Annotated in this window: 16 protein-coding genes; 11 read left to right on the forward strand and 5 right to left on the reverse strand. The window is 48.0% G+C overall.

Annotated elements, in window-relative coordinates:
• Positions 1-23: 23 nt before the first annotated feature.
• Complete coding sequence (locus AAHN97_RS16435; RefSeq protein ID WP_343303142.1) at positions 24-1,985, reverse strand: TonB-dependent receptor plug domain-containing protein; 1,962 nt, start codon at positions 1,983-1,985, stop codon at positions 24-26.
• Between the two features lie 21 nt (positions 1,986-2,006).
• On the reverse strand, positions 2,007-2,543 hold the full coding sequence (locus AAHN97_RS16440; protein ID WP_343303143.1) for a hypothetical protein: 537 nt from the start codon (positions 2,541-2,543) through the stop codon (positions 2,007-2,009).
• Between the two features lie 95 nt (positions 2,544-2,638).
• On the opposite strand from AAHN97_RS16440, the gene AAHN97_RS16445 reads away from it, so the two are divergent.
• The 11 genes from AAHN97_RS16445 (at position 2,639) to AAHN97_RS16495 (ending at position 17,130) form a co-directional block, all read left to right on the forward strand.
• The gene (locus AAHN97_RS16445; protein ID WP_343303144.1) at positions 2,639-3,208 is read left to right on the forward strand and encodes an NADPH-dependent FMN reductase; all 570 of its coding nucleotides are present in this window, start codon (positions 2,639-2,641) and stop codon (positions 3,206-3,208) included.
• A gap of 513 nt (positions 3,209-3,721) precedes the next feature.
• Positions 3,722-4,570, forward strand: coding sequence for a UbiA family prenyltransferase (locus AAHN97_RS16450; protein ID WP_343303145.1), 849 nt, complete (start codon positions 3,722-3,724; stop codon positions 4,568-4,570).
• Between the two features lie 52 nt (positions 4,571-4,622).
• Positions 4,623-5,726 (forward strand): M42 family metallopeptidase, encoded by a 1,104-nt coding sequence (locus tag AAHN97_RS16455; protein WP_343303146.1) that lies wholly within the window; start codon positions 4,623-4,625, stop codon positions 5,724-5,726.
• 126 nt (positions 5,727-5,852) lie between these two features.
• The gene (gene bioB / locus AAHN97_RS16460; protein WP_343303147.1) at positions 5,853-6,827 is read left to right on the forward strand and encodes a biotin synthase BioB; all 975 of its coding nucleotides are present in this window, start codon (positions 5,853-5,855) and stop codon (positions 6,825-6,827) included.
• A gap of 168 nt (positions 6,828-6,995) precedes the next feature.
• Positions 6,996-7,583, forward strand: a complete 588-nt coding sequence (locus AAHN97_RS16465) for an RNA polymerase sigma factor (protein WP_343303148.1) — start codon at positions 6,996-6,998, stop codon at positions 7,581-7,583.
• Between the two features lie 74 nt (positions 7,584-7,657).
• Positions 7,658-8,863, forward strand: coding sequence for a FecR domain-containing protein (locus AAHN97_RS16470; RefSeq protein WP_343303149.1), 1,206 nt, complete (start codon positions 7,658-7,660; stop codon positions 8,861-8,863).
• 156 nt (positions 8,864-9,019) lie between these two features.
• Positions 9,020-12,412 carry a SusC/RagA family TonB-linked outer membrane protein gene (locus AAHN97_RS16475; RefSeq protein ID WP_343303150.1) on the forward strand — a complete coding sequence of 1,131 codons (3,393 nt, stop codon included), beginning with the start codon at positions 9,020-9,022 and terminating at the stop codon, positions 12,410-12,412.
• Positions 12,413-12,420: 8 nt separating this feature from the next.
• Entirely contained in the window at positions 12,421-13,905 is a 1,485-nt protein-coding gene (locus tag AAHN97_RS16480) for a RagB/SusD family nutrient uptake outer membrane protein (protein ID WP_343303151.1), read from the forward strand.
• Between the two features lie 6 nt (positions 13,906-13,911).
• The gene (locus AAHN97_RS16485) at positions 13,912-14,937 is read left to right on the forward strand and encodes a DUF4465 domain-containing protein (protein WP_343303152.1); all 1,026 of its coding nucleotides are present in this window, start codon (positions 13,912-13,914) and stop codon (positions 14,935-14,937) included.
• Positions 14,938-14,949: 12 nt separating this feature from the next.
• Positions 14,950-16,149 carry a TlpA disulfide reductase family protein gene (locus AAHN97_RS16490; protein WP_343303153.1) on the forward strand — a complete coding sequence of 400 codons (1,200 nt, stop codon included), beginning with the start codon at positions 14,950-14,952 and terminating at the stop codon, positions 16,147-16,149.
• Between the two features lie 294 nt (positions 16,150-16,443).
• The gene (locus AAHN97_RS16495; protein WP_343303154.1) at positions 16,444-17,130 is read left to right on the forward strand and encodes a hypothetical protein; all 687 of its coding nucleotides are present in this window, start codon (positions 16,444-16,446) and stop codon (positions 17,128-17,130) included.
• Between the two features lies 1 nt (position 17,131).
• Here AAHN97_RS16495 and aroQ read toward each other — a convergent pair whose 3' ends face one another.
• The 3 genes from aroQ to ytxJ all read right to left on the reverse strand — a co-directional run bounded on the left by aroQ (position 17,132) and on the right by ytxJ (position 18,553).
• Positions 17,132-17,551 carry a type II 3-dehydroquinate dehydratase gene (gene aroQ / locus AAHN97_RS16500; RefSeq protein WP_343303155.1) on the reverse strand — a complete coding sequence of 140 codons (420 nt, stop codon included), beginning with the start codon at positions 17,549-17,551 and terminating at the stop codon, positions 17,132-17,134.
• 51 nt (positions 17,552-17,602) lie between these two features.
• Positions 17,603-18,163: a UbiX family flavin prenyltransferase gene (locus AAHN97_RS16505; protein ID WP_343303157.1), complete on the reverse strand. Its 561-nt coding sequence runs from the start codon at positions 18,161-18,163 to the stop codon at positions 17,603-17,605.
• 75 nt (positions 18,164-18,238) lie between these two features.
• Positions 18,239-18,553 carry a bacillithiol system redox-active protein YtxJ gene (gene ytxJ / locus AAHN97_RS16510; RefSeq protein WP_343303158.1) on the reverse strand — a complete coding sequence of 105 codons (315 nt, stop codon included), beginning with the start codon at positions 18,551-18,553 and terminating at the stop codon, positions 18,239-18,241.
• Position 18,554: the final 1 nt, after the last annotated feature.

The following is an 18,554-nucleotide window of genomic DNA, read 5'->3' on the forward strand; positions in this document are numbered from 1 at the left end:
ACCATCGCTGCGTTGCCTGGCAGTTATAAATTCAGCTTAATCCCCCCGTTCACCACAAACCCATCTAACGGCGCATAAATGTCCCTGAACACAGGATTTGTAACCGTACCGGTATAGATCGTATCAAACTTCGTTTGCCGGGCATCAAGGAAGTTCTCAAAATTGATGAACAAAGAAAACTTCTCCCACAACTTCTCCGCCATGAAGCCGCAGATCCAGTAAGGCTTACCTTTTGCGCCATCGTTCAGCGTTTGCTCACTGTAATAATAAGCTTCAAGCCCTATCTTCCATTTCTCTTCCAGCTCATACATCAGCACATTATTCAAACGATGTTTCGCCGTCAGCGGATTATCCTTTTTAACCAACCCATCCTTCAATTGCGCGTCCGTAAAAGTATAACCCACAAACAGTTTAAAATCTCCGAAACCTACTTTCACATTCGTTTCCCAGCCTTTGGTATCAATAAATCCCACTGCACTGCGTAATGTTGGATGACCATTATCCAATACCAGCAGCAAAGGATCTTTTATCTTCGTATAAAAGAAAAGCTGGTTGATGCTCAGGTTCACTTTATCAGACAGCGAGGTACTATAGTTCACATCAAAATTACCGCCGTAAGACCTTTCAAATACAGGAGGCAGCGTTGCAGGAGATTCTACCTCCCTGTACTGTACCCGCTCTGTTTCTTCTGTGAACATAGTAGGCGTTTTATATCCTAAACCACCTCCAATCCTTGATGTCAGTTCCGGCGTTATTTTAAACAACGCTGCAATGCGTGGCAGAAAAACAGTGCCCATTTCCGCCACATGATCTACCCTCAACCCCGTTTCCAATGCCAGCCAGTTACTGGCCTGCCAGGTGTTCTGCACAAAACCGCCGATGGTGTATTGTTCATAATCCCTTTTACGGGAACCGTCTTTCGGGAATTCATGAAACAGGTCTGTATATACATTCAGCCCCATTACCCAATCCATCTTCTCCCCATTCCTGTTATAGGCTACTTCCGTGTAACTGGACCATTGCTTACCATCAAACACATAATCAGGTACACTGATGGTCCGCGAGAAGTTACTCACGGAATTCTTCACCGTTAAACTGCTGTGCTCATTAAACTGATGTGTGAGTGATAATTGTGTGGAAAAGCGTTTGCTTTCATTCTTCTCAAAATAACTATGCACATTATCTCCCTTTCCTTTGATGTAAAGGATATCGCCTCCTGTACGGTCTTCAAAGATGGTATTCACACCAAAGCTGAAGGTGGTTTTGGGATTGAAATAAACAAACAGTTTTGGATTAAATACAAACCTGCTTGTTTTAGGAATAGCCGTAAAGCCGGTATTGGATGGATCATAGGGCCTGCTGGCATTATGCGAGGCAAACAAAGTAAACCCCACCTTCTCAAATTTCTGACCATAGAAACCGCTAAGATCAAGTCCTCCCGCAGAAGTGCCGTTTACGAGGAACCGCAATTCCCTTTCTTCTGTGGGTACCCGTGAAATAAGGTTCACCAATCCCGCAATAGCACCACCGCCATATAAAGTAGAGGACGATCCTTTGATCACTTCTACCTGTTTAAGGTCAAGCGGAGGTGTTTGTAACAGGCCAAGCCCTCCGGAGAAACCGGCGTATAAAGGAAATCCGTCTTTCAGCAATTGGGTATAACGCCCGTCCAGCCCCTGTATGCGGATGCTGGCGTTCGCAGAAGTAGCAGATACCTGCTGGGTTTGAATACCCGTGCTTTCATTCAGCATCATGCGGATGTCTCCCGGTTTCATGTTGCCTTTTTCTTCCAGTTCTTCTCCGCCGATGAATTCAACGCGCGTAGGAATGTTCTGTATGGTACGGGTACTGCGGGTAGAGGAGATCACTACTTCCTCCAGTTCTTTTTCTTCAATTTTTGTTGTATCAATGGACTTAGGCACCTGCTGCGCATAACATAAAATGCCTGCGCAAAGCAATAGTGATAAGCTGATCGCTTTCTTCATGAGTTATAGATTTTAGGTTCTTTATGTATGTATAGGAAAATAAAGAACCTTAGGAGGTTGCCAGATAATGGCGGAGAAATTAGCCAGCGGTTTATCTGCAAAAGAGGTATTATCACAACTGCGGGCAGATATGATGGGTTCTTCTAAAGCCAGGCTGGATACTATAATAGAGTGACAGGTATTACAGGAGAAAGAAGGGCAGCAGGGGCAGGTGGCAGAGTGTTCATGCTCTTCGGGCTCTTCCGGGCAAGAATGATCACCGGATTCTTCTTCCGGGGAAGAATTTTTATCAGAACAGGAACCTTCATGGGCACAGGAATGTTCTTTAGAATATGAACCTTTATCAGAACAAGAGTATTCATCAGTACAGGAGCGTTCATCAGAACAGGAGTGTTCATCAGAACAGGCTTCCTCGTCAGTACAGTCCTTCTCATCTGAAGAACAATCCGATCCCGCAGCACAGGCTTCTTCCTTCAAACAACAAACCTCCTCCGCGTTGCAGGGAATGCAAGGCAGCACCAGCATGTAAGTTGCAAATAGGATCAGCAGCCACTTCATAGTCAACAAATATACAAAACAGCAAATACATTCTTCCGCACTAACTTCCAGGTAACTCCCTCCCATCTCTTCCAAAAGAAAACTACTTTTGCGCCATGTATCAATTAAAAATCATCATCGCTACGATCAGGGAAGGCCGCAAAGGCCCCATCGTAGCCAACTGGATCACTGAACTGGCCAAACAACATGGCAGCTTTGAAGTAGAAGTGCTGGACCTCGCAGCCATCAACCTCCCGATGATGTCTGAACCGCATCACCCCAGCATGAAAAAGTATGAGCATGCACACACCCAAAAATGGAGCGCAACCATCGATGCTGCAGATGCATTCATCTTTGTAACCGGCGAATATGATTATAATTATCCCGCCCCCCTGCGTAATGCACTGGAATACCTTTATCATGAATGGGGATATAAAGCAGCAGGCACGGTAAGTTATGGTGGTGTATCTGCAGGTACAAGAGCAGCTAACAGCCTGAAAAACGATCTGGCTACTTTTAAAATGGTGGCTTTAACGGAAGCAGTGCATCTCCCTTTCTTTTCTCAGTATATCAATGATGAAGATGTATTTGTGCCTACAGAATCTGCTGAAAAACAGGCGAAGGTAATGCTGAATGAACTGGTGAGATGGACGAAAGGATTGAAGATCATTAAAGAGGATAAATAGTAAATAAAATAATTCCATCGCGGGGTGTGCGATGGAATTATTTATAATATATTACTATTTAATTTTAAAATAAAAACACCTTACAAAAGTATATACTATTATCATTCCGGCTGCTCAAACCCTTGCCTGTATTCACCTCCAGACCCGGTCCACAATCCCTCCACCCCCAATCCACCGCCACTACAGGGATCTCCCTACTATCGTATAAGGATCGTCCAGCGCTTGTACATCCCATAACCAACACATCACTTAGCCATCCACCATGTTCTATCCGCCCATCCTGATCAATAAACATCACAGGACCTGGCTCATCCACCATATTCCTATCCACCCACCCTGCTCAATAACCACCACATCACTTAGCCATCCACCATGTTTATCCGCCCATCCTGATCAATAAACATCACAGGACCTGGCTCATCCACCATATTCTATCCCCTCAACCCAACACCTCCCTGCTCATATGATCTAACTCATACAATATATCCTCCGCTATTTCCTAATTTAGCGCCCATGATTCGGGCCTTCTTTAACTTTTTCCTGTTCAGTTCACTATACATCGCCATCTGCGCGGTAATAATGACCTGGCAGACCGACCATATCCTGCAATTGCGGTACGATAGCCTGAACTATTACTATTTCGTGTTCTTCGCTACCATTTGCAGCTACAACTTCCACTGGTACCTTACCCCCGGTTCAATTAATACCTCTGAAAGGCACGGCTGGAATCTGCGGCGAAGGAAGCTGCAGTTACTCGGATGCGCCATTGGCCTGATCGGTGCCATCTGGTTTGCCCTCCCGCTCCTAAAACACTGGCTGCCCGTTAGCGGCGCCGTACTGCTTACCTTCCTCTACTCCGCACCCAAAGTGCCACATAAAATGTTCAGCTGGCTGAGCAAAATTGCCATCGGCAAAACCATCTTCCTCGCTTTCGTATGGACATATGTAACCACTGTTCTCCCCGCTCTCATTGCTGGCGATACGGATACACTGGAAATACTCTACCTCACCGGGCACCGCTTCTTCCTCATATACGCCATCTGCATCCTCTTTGATTACCGGGACAGAGAACAGGATCGCCAACAGGGCATCCGCAGTCTCATTACCCTGCTGCCGGATGCACAGCTGGATAAACTGTACTACGGCTCTGTACTTTTAGCAGCCGTATTTGCCTTATTGCTGGCGACCGCCGTTCCCATTTTCGTATTGTTCAGTTTACTGGTACCTGTTACCATAACGGCCATGATTAAACGATACGCACAGGAACATGACTCCGATTACCTCTATTATTTTTACCTGGACGGATTGATGATGCTCTCCGCGCTGCTGCATCTCCTTTGGGTGAGTGCCGGCGGAATATAATGCGCAGAATGCCGGGAATCCGTATTTTTGCAGGATAATTAATCGAACAAAGATGTCTAAGAAACAAAAATCAATATTAACGAAGGAATCGTTGGCCTTTTTGAAGACTTATCTCAACAATCCCTCCCCTACTGGTTTTGAGAAGGAAGGACAAAAACTTTGGCTGGAATATCTTAAACCTTATATAGACGATACCATTGTAGATCCATATGGTTCTGCAGTAGGTGTGATCAACCCGGATGCGGCTTTTAAAGTAGTGATAGAAGCGCATGCAGATGAAATATCCTGGTTTGTGAACTACATTTCCCCTGAAGGATTGATCTATGTGATCCGCAATGGCGGCTCCGATCAGGCGATCGCTCCCTCCATGCGCGTAAACATCCATACAGCAGCCGGCAGCGTAAAAGCGGTTTTCGGATGGCCTGCTATCCATACCCGCCTGCGCAGCAGCGGAGATGGTAAAGAACCACATCCAAAAGTAGAGAACATCTTCCTGGACTGTGGTGCCCGCTCCCGCAAGGAAGTAGAGGACCTGGGCATCCACGTAGGCTGCGTGGTAACCTTTGACGATGGATTTGAAGAACTGAACTACGATTACTTTATCTGCCGTGCCCTGGATAACCGGATCGGTGGTTTTATGATCGCCGAAGTGGCCCGCCTGCTGAAAGAAAACAAACAACGCCTGCCATTCGGCTTGTACATTGTTAATGCTGTTCAGGAAGAAGTTGGTCTCCGCGGTGCAGAGATGATCGCCAAACGCATTAAACCGAATGTGGCCATCATCACAGATGTTACACACGATACCACCACCCCGATGATCAACAAGAACATCGAAGGGGAGATTAAATGCGGCGGCGGCCCCAGCATCACTTACGGCCCGGCTGTACACAACATCCTGCGTGACCTGATCATCAAAACCGCGCAGAAAGAAAAGATCCCTTACCAGCTGCATGCTGTAAGCCGCAGCACCGGTACAGATACGGATGCTTTTGCGTACTCCAATGATGGTACACCTTCTGCCCTGATCAGCATCCCCCTGCGCTACATGCACACCACCGTGGAAATGATCAAGAAAGACGATATCGAGAGTACCATCCAGTTGATCTACCAGACCTTGCTCAATATTACACCGAAAACCAATTTCCAATACCTGTAAACCACCCTCAATCAGCGACTGAGCCTTACGAATGAAGCTTTAACACAAGAAAATATAATTTAATTCGTAATTCGTAATGGTAAATTCGCAATTGATTTGTAGGTTTGCCGTCAAATCTGAAGTATTATGATCCGTCACGATTGGACACTTGAAGAAATAAAGGATATCTATAATACCCCCCTGCTGGAACTCATGTACCGTGCTGCTACCTTGCACAGGGAGTACCAGGATACAGCGGAAGTACAGGTATGTACCCTGCTCTCTATCAAAACAGGCGGTTGTTCCGAAGATTGCGCTTACTGCCCCCAGGCAGCCCGATATAATACCGGCATTGATGTACAGGCCCTGATGAAAAAGGACGAAGTACTGGCTTACGCGCAAAAAGCGAAAGACGCCGGCTCCACCCGTTTTTGCATGGGCGCCGCATGGCGCGAAGTACGCGATAACAGGGATTTTGACAGGGTGATAGAAATGGTGAAAGGCGTAAATGAGATCGGTATGGAAGTATGCTGCACTTTGGGCATGCTCACCGAATCCCAGGCACAGAAACTGGCCGATGCCGGACTCTACTCCTACAACCACAACCTGGATACCTCCGATGAATACTATGGTGAGATCATCACTACCCGTACATACGATGACCGCCTCCAAACGATCGACAATGTGCGCAAAGCAGGCGTAACGGTTTGCTGCGGCGGTATCATTGGCCTGGGTGAATCTCATGAGGACCGTATCAATATGCTGCGCACCTTATCTAACATGCCCAGCCATCCGGATTCCGTTCCCATCAACGCACTTACCCGCGTAAAAGGCACACCACTGGAACACCTGCCGAAAGTAGAGTTCTGGGATATGGTACGCATGATCGCCACCACCCGCATCCTCATGCCGGGAGCTATGGTACGCCTGAGTGCCGGCCGTGCTGAAATGAGCCTTTCCGAACAAGCCATGTGTTTTATGGCAGGCGCCAACTCCATCTTCACCGGAGAAAAGCTGCTCACCACTAAAAACCCTTCTTTCGAAGAAGACCATATGATGTTCGAGTTATTAGGGCTCAAACCAAGAGAAGCTTTCAAAGAAGAACATGTGCATACACATTAATAAAAACCTTGCGAACGGGAGCCATAAAGGTTCCCGTTCTTTTTTATATAACACTATTGAAAACCGGAGTAATAAAGTTCTGTAAAACATTCCCTGAGATATTCTTATTTTTATTCCATTCACCATATCATGGGCCACGCTGTGACCGGGTAAGGATAACTAATGCGGATGGAGAATAATATATCTATGGCCGATACCAGTATCTGGTTATCCTACAGGGAAGGTGACGAACTGGCTTTCCGGCAGCTTTATGACATGTATAATACAGGCCTGATGCAATATGGCATCCGGTTCACGAGGGACCAGCACATTATTGAAGAAAGCGTACAGGACCTCTTTATCAAACTCTGGCAGAACCGCAAAAATATTGGCCCCACCGCTTCTGTTAAATTCTATCTCTATAAATCCTTCCGCCGCGTACTGGCGCGTAAGCTGGAATATCTGCCGGATACGGCCTCCTATACTGAGCAGGACGACAAACTGCAATTCCATTTCGAGATCGGGCAGGATGAAGTGCTCATGCAGAAAGAGCGCCTGCAGGAACTGAAACAAAAGCTGGAAACAGCAATGAGTGGTATGACGGACCGCCAGCGGGAGGCCATCTACCTCAAATTCTATGAAGACCTCAGCTATGAAGAGATCAGTGAAATGATGGGCATCACCTCCAAAGCCACCTACAAGCTGATCTACCGGGCACTCGGCCATCTCCGCGAAAACTTTGTGCTGCTGGCTTTTCTCATCAAAATAATGTCTTAGAAAAAAACTTCAGGATTTTTTCAAAAACGTGGGGTAAAATATAGATCCCATGTGTATATACTGGTACACGGGTTATGAATAACATACGCAACGATTACGGTCAATACGCAACGGCCGACTTTCTGCACGATCAGGATTTCCTGGCGTGGGTAAAATATCCTACCGCAGAAAGCAACGCCTATTGGGCAGCTGTGGGTGAACAACATCCACAAAAAACACAGCAGATGCATCAGGCACGTGGCCTGATCCTTTTGCTGAACAGCCCGGTGTTACCTCCTGTTCAGGATGGTGGAGACCGCGTATGGTCAAGGATTGCAGATGCCATGAAGGAACCTGTGGTCCGTAAAATTTCACCCTGGCGCAGTATAGCAGCTGCCAGTATATTGCTGGTAATAACTGCAGGATTTTTCATCTTCCGGCAGGCGCAACCGCAAAAAGCCGTACCGGCTGCGGCGATTGCAAAGAACGATGCACTGCCCGGCAAAAACATGGCTGTGCTCACACTGGCGAATGGTCAGAAAGTGATGCTGGACAGTACGGGAAACGGATTGCTGGCCCGGGAAGGAAATACCAGCATCCGCAAGGCGGCCAATGGAGAGTTGATATATGAAGGAGCGGATGAAAGTGAAGTGAAAGTACACATCAACCGGATAGACATTCCGCGGGGTGCGCAATACCGGCTTACCCTGCCGGATGGCACGAAGATCTGGCTGAACGCAGCTTCATCACTGCAATTTCCATCCAGCTTCACGGGGAAGGACCGTACCGTTGAATTGAATGGCGAGGCCTACTTTGAAGTGGCTGCGGATCCGGAAAAGCCTTTCCGCGTAATATCCGGCCATCAGTCACTGGACGTACTCGGCACGCATTTCAACATCAACTCTTATGAAGAAGAGGATGCTGTGAGAACAACCCTGCTGCAGGGTAGCGTACGGCTGACCAATACGCTGCAACAGGCTTCCCGCGTATTGCAGCCGGGGCAACAGGCAGCCATGTTCCGCGGCAACAAGCCAATGCGGATCATCAACGCTGACATGGAGGAAGTAATGGCCTGGAAAGAAGGCTACTTTATATGGAATAATGAACCGATCGAGAGTATCATGCGCAAACTATCACGCTGGTACGATATTCAGCCTGTGTACGAAAAACCTTTGCCGGATATAGGTTTAAGCGGCATGATGTCCCGCTCGAAAAGCCTTCCGGAAGTGCTGAAAGACCTGGAAACTACCGGCACGGTACATTTCAGGATTGAAGGCAGAAACGTTGTAATAACAAGATAAAACAGGACATGAGATCTTGAAACTGGCACCAGACATAAACCAACCATTAGCTTGTTTTAAGGGATAATCAAAAACCAAATCTATTAAAGTATGTATTGTAGAATTTTCTTGCCAACCGGCAGGCGATCCCGTATGCCTGTCACCATACCGCTCGTCATGAAACTAACAACCGCTTTATTGCTCTTTGCTGTTTTCCAGGTGCATGCTGTGGGATATGCACAAAAGATCACGCTTTCTGAAAAGGACGCGCCACTGGAAAATGTATTCCGCTCCATCCGCAGCCTCCGCGTGTACGACATTGTATATGATGCAGGCCTGATGAAAACCGCCAGACCTGTTACGATAGAAGTGAAAGATGCTTCCGTGGAAGAAGTACTGGACAAGAGTTTCAAAAACCAACCCTTCACGTACACCATGCGTGGAAACACTATTATCATCCAGAAAAGATTAATGATCACACCACGTGTGGATGCTGTTGAAAAGAAAAAGGTCCGTGGCCGTGTAACGGACAAGCTACGAAAGCCGCTGCCTGGCGTAAGCATACGCATCAAAGGCACACAAGCCGGCACCGTTACAGCCGGGGACGGCAGCTTTACACTGGAACTGGATGACAAGGCAGTACTGCAGTTTTCCTTCATCGGTTACCAGTCAAAAGAAGTGCAGGTCAACACTACATCCGAAGATCTTATCGTAGTGCTGGAAGAAAATAACAGCACACTTAACCAGGTTGTTGTGCAAGCCTATGGCACCGCCAAAGTAAAAGATGTGACCGGCTCTGTAGCACACCTTGGCACAAAGGAGATCCGTAACGCACCTATGGGCGCTACCATACAGAGCGTACTGCAAGGCAAGGTGGCCGGTGTGAACGTGGCTATACAGTCTGCTTCCCCCACCTCCCCCATCAGCGTGATCATCCGCGGCGCTTCTTCCATCTCCGGCAACAATCAGCCGCTATGGGTGATCGATGGTGTGCCGGACTATTCTTCCAATACGGCTACTTCCGGCAATATCGTTAACGCGCTTTATAACCTGAACCTGAACGACATAGAAAGCATAGACATCCTCAAAGATGCCTCTGCTACTGCATTGTACGGTTCCAGAGCAGCCAACGGCGTGGTGATCGTTACCACGCGCAGAGGGGTGGAAGGTATGCGCCCCACCATAGAACTCTCTTCCCGTCTCGGTTTGCAGGTGCAGGACTTCAACAGTTACAAATACATGGAAGCCCCGCAATACATCGATTTTTCAAATAAAGCAGCCCGTGAAGAAGCCTACACCCGTGGCGTGTTCGATTACTTTACACGCCTCTACCTGGATGAGCAGGCTTTCTTCAACCTCAACAGCAGCGAGTTCAACCGCAACAGCTTCAAAGTTTTGCCAGGCGCTTATTACGAAGGCAATACCAACTGGATGAAGGAAGTAACCAGGAACCCCATCTCCCAGCAATACGATCTCTCCCTGAGAGGCGGTACTTCCAACATCGCCTATTACGTATCCATCTACAATACAAGAATGGACGGCATCGTACAATCAGGCGGCAGCAACCTCTACGGCGGCAGGCTTAACCTGGAAGCCAAACTGCGCAGCAGCCTGAAATTCGGCCTGAACCTGAATGGCGCTTCCCGCAAAACGGATGATAAGGATTATATGCTGGACGTATTGAAGAAAGTTCGCCCGGATATACCGCCCTACAATCCTGATGGCTCTCTCTTTACCCGTGACGCCTATACGGAAAATCCATACACTACCCTGCTCAATACCAACACCGGCGATGGACAAACATTCAATGGCACCGGCTTTCTTGAGTTGAGCATCCTGAATGGCCTGATGGCAAAATCTGCTTTTACTGTCAACTATGCCAATAGCCAGCGCCTCCAATACATGCGCCGCGGCAGTACTTTTAACACCACGGGCAGCAGAACATTAGAGCAGGATAAAACACAAACACGCGTCTGGGAAAATACGCTGACCTATGTGAAAACACTTGGTAAACACGACATCCTGGCGCTGGCCGGTTATTCCATGGAAAAGAACAGCCTCCTGCGCTATGGCATGAGCGCCACCAACTTCCCGGATGACGATATCCTGAACGACTTCTCTTCCGCCGCCACCCGCGGAGCCCTTGTTGAATCCTACACAGCCAATGCGCTGATCTCTCAGTTCGCGCGTGCGCATTATAAATTCAATAATCGCTACATCATTTCCGGTACCGTTCGCCGCGATGGATCTTCCCGCTTCGGGCCAGACAAACGCTGGGGCCTTTTTCCTTCCGGCGCATTGGCATGGCTGATCACGGAAGAGAGCTTCATGAAGAGCCCGCGTTTGCAGCGTGTTATCTCTTATCTCAAACTGCGTGCATCTACCGGTACAGCAGGTTCTCAGAACCTGGGCAGCTATGCATGGATCACAGGCGTTGGCTCCTCACGCTATAATGAGCAACCTGCCATTGCGCCCAGCAGCATTGGCAATGCCAGCCTGCAGTGGGAACAGACGAGAATGACGGATCTGGGCCTTGACTATGGATTGTGGGATGAAAGGATCAGGGGTACAATAGGTGTATACCGCAAACATACAGACGAACTGATCTATAGCCTGCCATTGCCGCCCAGCAGTTCTTTCTCCAGTATCAGTTCTAACGTGGCCTCTTTGAAAAATGAAGGGATTGAGTTTGATGTCAGTGTAGATGTAGTCAAAAAACAGCATACCACTTTTACGCTGGACTTCAACATCTACCGTAATACAAACAGGATCCTGCGCATCAACGGTATTACAAAGGAACTGTTCTTCCCCAGTTCTATCACCACCTATATGAGCGTGAAAGAAGGTGAGAAAACAGGCATCTGGTATGGCTTCCAGACCTACGACCGGCTCATCAATACGGCGGAAGAACTGATCGCACTCCAGGGAAGGGATGCACAGGGCAGAAAGATCATGTACCGCAACAGCTATGAAAGTGCAGGTGATCTCTACTTTGTAGATCAGAATGGCGATGGCGTGATCAATAACAGCGACAAAACGCACATCGGCAGCGCAGATCCGAAATTCGCCGGCGGGTTCGGTGCCACATTCAACTATCGTAACCTCATGGTGAACACCACCTTCACATATGCATACGGCCATAAACGTTTATGGAAAATGGCAATGGACGATGCCGGATATGTGGGCAACTACAACCAGAGCAATCTTGTGGCAGGCAAAAGCGCTACCCTGCTGAGCACTTACGAAGCTACCATGCCACGTATGACGCAATACGGTGATGGCGGTAACTCCACCTTCTCTGACTTCTGGTTGTATGACGCGTCCTACCTGCGTTTGAACGCACTGAATGTAAGCTACCGCCTGCCTGCGAAAATGTTCCGCGATTACCTCATCCAGGGAGTGGACTTCACTTTCCAGGCAACCAATCTGTTCACCCTCACCCGCTATCCCGGTTTCGATCCGCAAGGTAACTGGTCATCCAGCGCCATTGGAACAGGCATGGGCGTAGACAACAGCTTTTATCCATCCGCCAGGAATTTCAATCTCGGCGCAAGGTTCACTTTTAAATAACCGACCGCATGAAAAAGACATTACATTATATATCGATCCTTTTATTGACTGCCAGCCTTTCATCCTGCGAAAAATTCCTCGATGAACAACCCATTCATGCATTGACAGATGCCAATGCCATCACCAGTGCATCCAAAGCGAGAGCCGCGGTGGGTGGAATTTACGCCTCTTTCCAGAACGATTCCTGGTCCGGCGGGATGTACGCCGCACTCGCCTCCAAATCAGGCTTCATGAGTTACATGGCCATTGATTACGATATGGGTTACAGCCAAACAACAGGCGGTAATACAGGCTGCTGGCAGACTTTCTACAGAAGCCTCAATGCGGCCAACTTTGCCATCACCGGCATCAATAACCTCTCTGCTGACGCTATTACTGCAGATGAGAAATCTGCATTACTGGCGGAAGCAAAATGCCTCCGTGCCTGGATCAACGCTAACCTGCTCTGGAATTTTAGTCATTGGTGGGCCGATGATGCTGATCCGGATGGCCTGTTGTACCGCGACCAGGCGATGGACCTTGGGAATGTGATCAAAGCCCGCATTAATGTGGGGGAAAGCTATGAGAAGATCTATGAAGACCTTGATGCTGCGATCGCGGGACTGAAGGATATCACCACACCGCGTTACGTATCCAAACAATTCGCAAAAGCCCTCAAGGCCAAACTCCTGCTCTACCGCGGCGCCTACCGTAATGACCACGAGATGTTAAAAGCATCGCTCAGCCTGGTAAATGATGTGCTGCAGAACCATCCTGCATCGCTCGCCCTGGAAGCCAATATGAACGACATCTACAAGAATGCCTGGGATTCCAAAGAGAACCTCTTTGCCCGCTATCTTGAAGACAATGGCACCAGAACTTCTGCAGGTGGTTATTATTACACGTATGGCCTTGTTTATGCCGGTAATAAACTGCCCCTGCCGGTTGGCGCCACACTCACAGCAGGCCTGCGTTACGGGCTGGACTGGTTCAAGGCCGATCCCCGCTGGGATGTGGCTACAGGACCTGTTCGTTCACCGGAAACATGGGACAATACCATGAACCATACCTTCAAAAAAGTCTGCAGGCTGGGTTCTTATGCCGGCAGGAATACGAGCCCTCTTGATGAGAAATACGCAGCATATTATTTCCGCTATGCAGAATTATACCTCATGAAAGCAGAACTGCTGGCGAGAACCGGTGCCTCCGCCACAGAAGCCATTGCACCCATCAATGAAATGCGTGCAAAACGTACCACACCAGCCCTGCCTGCATTATCACCTGCTAATATTCAGGAAGCAATGAACCTGATCTTCCGCGAGATCTTCCTGGAGCTGTTCCTGGAAAATGGCAGCGAGTTCTTTGCTGCAGTGCGTTTTACAAACAATGGCCAGCCCTGGATCGTAACGATCAAAGACAGTAAACCACTCGTGGAAAACAGGATATGCTGGCCCATTCCGGATGCCGAGATCATCAACAATCCGGCCATGACTCAAAATGCTGACTTAAAATAACCGATCATGAAGCGAAACAATCTCATCTTTACTATACTGATATCTGCATTAGCCCTTTCCTGCAAAAAAGAAGAAAGAGGCAAACCCATCGCACAAGTGAATGATGTTACATTTGATGAACTGCAACCTGGGGAACTCTCATTCAAAATACCCGATGCACCTTTCAAAGCAGGGACTTCTCAATCAGGCGTTGTAACCATAAACGTAAAGAAGCATGCAGGCGGTGGCTTTAGCGGCTTTGCAATATCCAGCAAGAACTGGCGTTCCTACCCCTGGAACCTGAGCCCTGACTTTGCTCCAGCCGGCTTAACACCTGAACAGGCACAGGCCAGCATCGATTCCTGCATTTTCAGCGTGTATACTGCCAAACCCAATCAAACCGGCAACTACCTCGTGGCCCGTGTGCAGAATGATGACGCCTTCCTTACGCTGGACAGAGCGGCCGTAGTGGAACACATCCTGGTGGCCAATACTTCTTACAATTATCTGCTGGAAACATATGGCTCCATCTACTCCGGCACTGTGGACCCCGTTACACAGGCCTACCAGATCAACGGAACAAAAGTGAAGAACATCAACATCGCCAATCCTTCCACAGAACGTTATGGGAGATTTACACTACCCGGCGACCTCATCAGCCTGGCAGGTCAGGAGTCATTGGCCAAACGCGCTGCAGGCAAGGCTGCAGCGGACGCTGCACGTGCTGCAAACAAAACACCTCAGCAGGTAGCGGCAGATTCCACTGCGGCAGCCGGCGCTACCTTTAAAGGTTTCGTAAAACTGAGCGTAACAGGCTTCAATGCGGAGAAAGCAACAGGCACAGTGGATTTCTGGCTCGCTATCCGGCCAAATGTAGATGCCTTGCTGCCAGCTTACAACGTGATCCTGGGAGACTGGTACAAGGTAGACCTGGCAAAGCTCGGCACAGTAAACAAACTTGTATTCCACCTTTCATCATCAGATACAGATGCCGCCGGCAATATGCGCACACCGCCATATTTTTGCCTGGATGGTATCAGGATACGTCATTAATCAAAGATCAACATGAAAAAGAACACACTCCTACTATTGGCCATGCTTCCATGCATGAATGCCCTGGCACAAGGGTATACGATCACCGGCCACCTGAAAGGGAATGGTGAAGGAAAAAAAGTATTCCTGCGTTCCGGCAATAACCCTAAGCTGGCAGACAGCACCATCATCAGGAATGGTACTTTCGAATTCCGCGGGCAGGTAGACTATCCACAGATGTTCGACATCACCATCATGAAAAACGAGCCCACTGAAAAGGAAAAGCGCCCCTGGCAGCCACTGATCCCGCTGTTTGTGGAGAACAGGGCTATCACCCTGAACGCCGAGCTGGACAGCATCGACACCCAGCTGCAGGTATACACGAACAAGTTCGACCACAGCAAAGTGAGAGTGACAGGCGCCCCGCTGTACGATCAATACCTGGCATTCAGCAAAGAATATGATGTTTTGCAGAAAAGATCATCCGAAGCATTCGATGGCTACATCGCTTATCTGAACCCAGGTAAGGATAAAGAAAAAGGGCCGGTTTCCGTAGGTATTGCAGCGGTAGACAAGATAGATGCTGCGCGGAAAAATGCGCAGGACCATCTGGCCAATTACATCCGGAAGAATTCATCTTCCTACGTTGCAGCATATGTTTTTAAAAGAGGCATGAGCGCTTATACGGTAGATGAAATAAATGCACTATGGGCAGGCTTTTCACCGGAGATCAAAAATTCCGCAGCTGGAAAAGACCTGCAGGAAGCAGTAGCGAAAACCACCAAAACCGCGATCGGCAGCCCGTATGCAGAATTTGCTTTCGAGGACAAGGACGGCAAACCCGTTAAATTGTCCGACCACGTTGGCAAAGGCAAATATGTGCTGCTGGAGTTCTGGGCTTCCTGGTGCGGACCTTGCCGGGCAGATATTCCTCATCTCAAGGAAGTGTATGAGCTCTATCATCCTGCGGGCTTTGAAGTGATCAGTATTTCCATGGACGATAGCAAAGAAAAATGGTTGAAAGCGGTGGACGAGGAAAAGATGAAATGGTTGCAGGTATCAGACCTGAAAGCATTCCAGGGCGACCTGTCCAAGCTGTATAATTTCAACGGCATCCCAACCTGTGTATTGATCGGGCCTGATGGTAAGATCGTAACGCGCAACATGAGAGGATCCTGGATGGACAAACGGCTGATCACAATGTATGGGAACAAATTCGGCAGTAAATATTAATTGACCAGACGAGATTATTTATCAAGGGGCAGACCAAAAAAATTTGGTTTGCCCCTTAGTTTTTTTACTGTTTCATTCACTATAGATAGCGATAACAGTTGTTTAACTTTTTATTTATCGTTTATTCTATTAATTAGTACTCGTTAACCCAATACTACCAATTTGTGCCTATGGCACATTGGACTTTTAAGGGCACAAAAAAACCCGGAAGTTTGGCAAGCCAGGGACAACCGGGAACTGTTTCACAAATATAGTACTATTCTTTCGATCAAAAAAGAAAGTTAACCCATCGGAATGAAATATAGAGATTTTGAAGCCATCATGTCAAATGATCGGCTAGGCAGGTATCTTGCTGCAGTGGGTGGAATTACCCGTAAAGCGATGAAATTATATCGTTTAAATCTGAGGGCTTCCCAGGGAATGTTTACAATTATTTCCTGCTTTGAAGTTGCTTTAAGAAATGCAATAGATAGACACTACAAGGTTATTCAGGGCAATGATTGGCTTAGAGATGCAGCAATGCCTGGGGGCGCCCTGAACACTCCCAGGTGTGGCAAAACTCCACTCATGATCAACAATGCTGTTTCAGAACTGGGAGTGCATTACAGCCATCCGAAATTAATAGCGAGAATGGATTTTGGATTCTGGCGGTATATGTTTGCCCGGCATCAGTATACAGCATTAGGAAGAACATTACTGGCAATCTTTCCTGCCAAACCAAGAAGCACACCATTGCATCACTATGATAATACCTTTGTTTTTAGGGAGCTGGAGAAAATAAACGGGATAAGAAACAGAATAGCCCACCATGAACCAATATGTTTCTCAGATGGCCTATCGGTACTAAGTACAACCTACACCCGCCAACATTACGGGCTTATTCTCGATCTATTCAACTGGATGTCTATCGATGAAGGCGCTTTACTATATGGATTGGATCACATGAATGTAATCCTCGATAAAATAGACTGTCTTAATTAAGTTACTTCTCCAAAAAGAACCTTACCCCCAGCGCATATCCCTTCATGCCCAATCCACAGATCACACCCACTGCTTTCGCTGCCGTAAGAGATGTATGGCGGAACTCTTCCCGTGCATAGATATTGCTGATATGAATTTCCACCACCGGCGTTTTGATCCCCGCAATCGCATCACGGATAGCCACGGAAGTATGTGTATAGGCTCCTGCATTCAGCAGAATACCATCGTAGCTGAAACCAACGCTGTGCAAATGGTTCACAATCTCCCCTTCCACATTATTCTGAAAGTAATCGATCTGCACATCCGGGAACTGCGCTCTCAGCGTTTCCAGGTATTGCTCAAAAGTAAGGCTGCCGTATACTTCCGGTTCCCGCTTTCCCAGCAGGTTCAGATTAGGCCCGTTAATGATGGCTATTTTCATGAATGATAGAATGATAAATGAATAACAAGGATACAAATTTCCGCACAGAATTTATTCCCCCCAGCGGAAAGTGTCCTGCTCCAGCCCTGCCAGGTCTATCACCCTGTCCACCACCGTAGCGGCAACGTCTTCTATCGTTTGGGGTTTGCTGTAAAAGGAAGGAGTGGCCGGGCAGATGATACCACCTGCCTCTGTTACCGTTTGCATATTACGGATGTGGATGAGGTTATAAGGCGTATCCCGCAGCACACAGATCAGCTTCCGCCTTTCTTTCAATACCACATCCGCCGCTCGGGTAATAAGATCATTGGAAATACCACCGGCAATGCGGCCCAGCGTACCCATGGAGCAAGGGCAGATGATCATGGTATTATAACGCCCGCTGCCGGAAGCAAAAGGGGCATGGAAATCATGTTGGCTGAAAATGGGAAAAGGAAGGTGCTCAAAGCCCCGGTCGCTCAGCTCTGTTTCCCAAACAGTGCGGGCATTCTCTGTAAGTATTATCGCTACCTGGTCCACCTGCTCCTTCAGCCCCGCCAGCTTGTTCAAAAGCTGCCTGGCATAAATAGAACCGCTGGCTCCGGTTACTGCCACAACTATACGATGTTTCATACCGCAAAGCTACGGCATTAACAATAAGGAAGGGCCGGCACAGCGGCCAGCCCTCTTAATTATTTTTCAACTCATCTATTCCAATTCTTCCATCCTGATGGCCATATGGCTCTCGTCGTATATACACTCTCCGTTATGGATCAATAGCAGCTGCGGCGATTCGTGCGGAATGTTATACATCTCCGCCACCTTGTTGCTAAGGCTCCTGTACCTGATCAGATCCAGGTAATAGAACGCAATACCCTCCGGTACCACCGACCTTTCCAGGCGGGATTTCACCATACTGCTAATACTGCAGCGGGTACTGTGTTTGAAAATTACCGTCTTCTGTTCAAAGGAACGGGACTGTATCGTATGCAATTGTTCTTCACTCTCCAGGTCGATCCACATA

Source organism: Chitinophaga niabensis (genome assembly GCF_039545795.1).
GTDB classification, from domain to species: Bacteria; Bacteroidota; Bacteroidia; order Chitinophagales; family Chitinophagaceae; genus Chitinophaga; species Chitinophaga niabensis_B.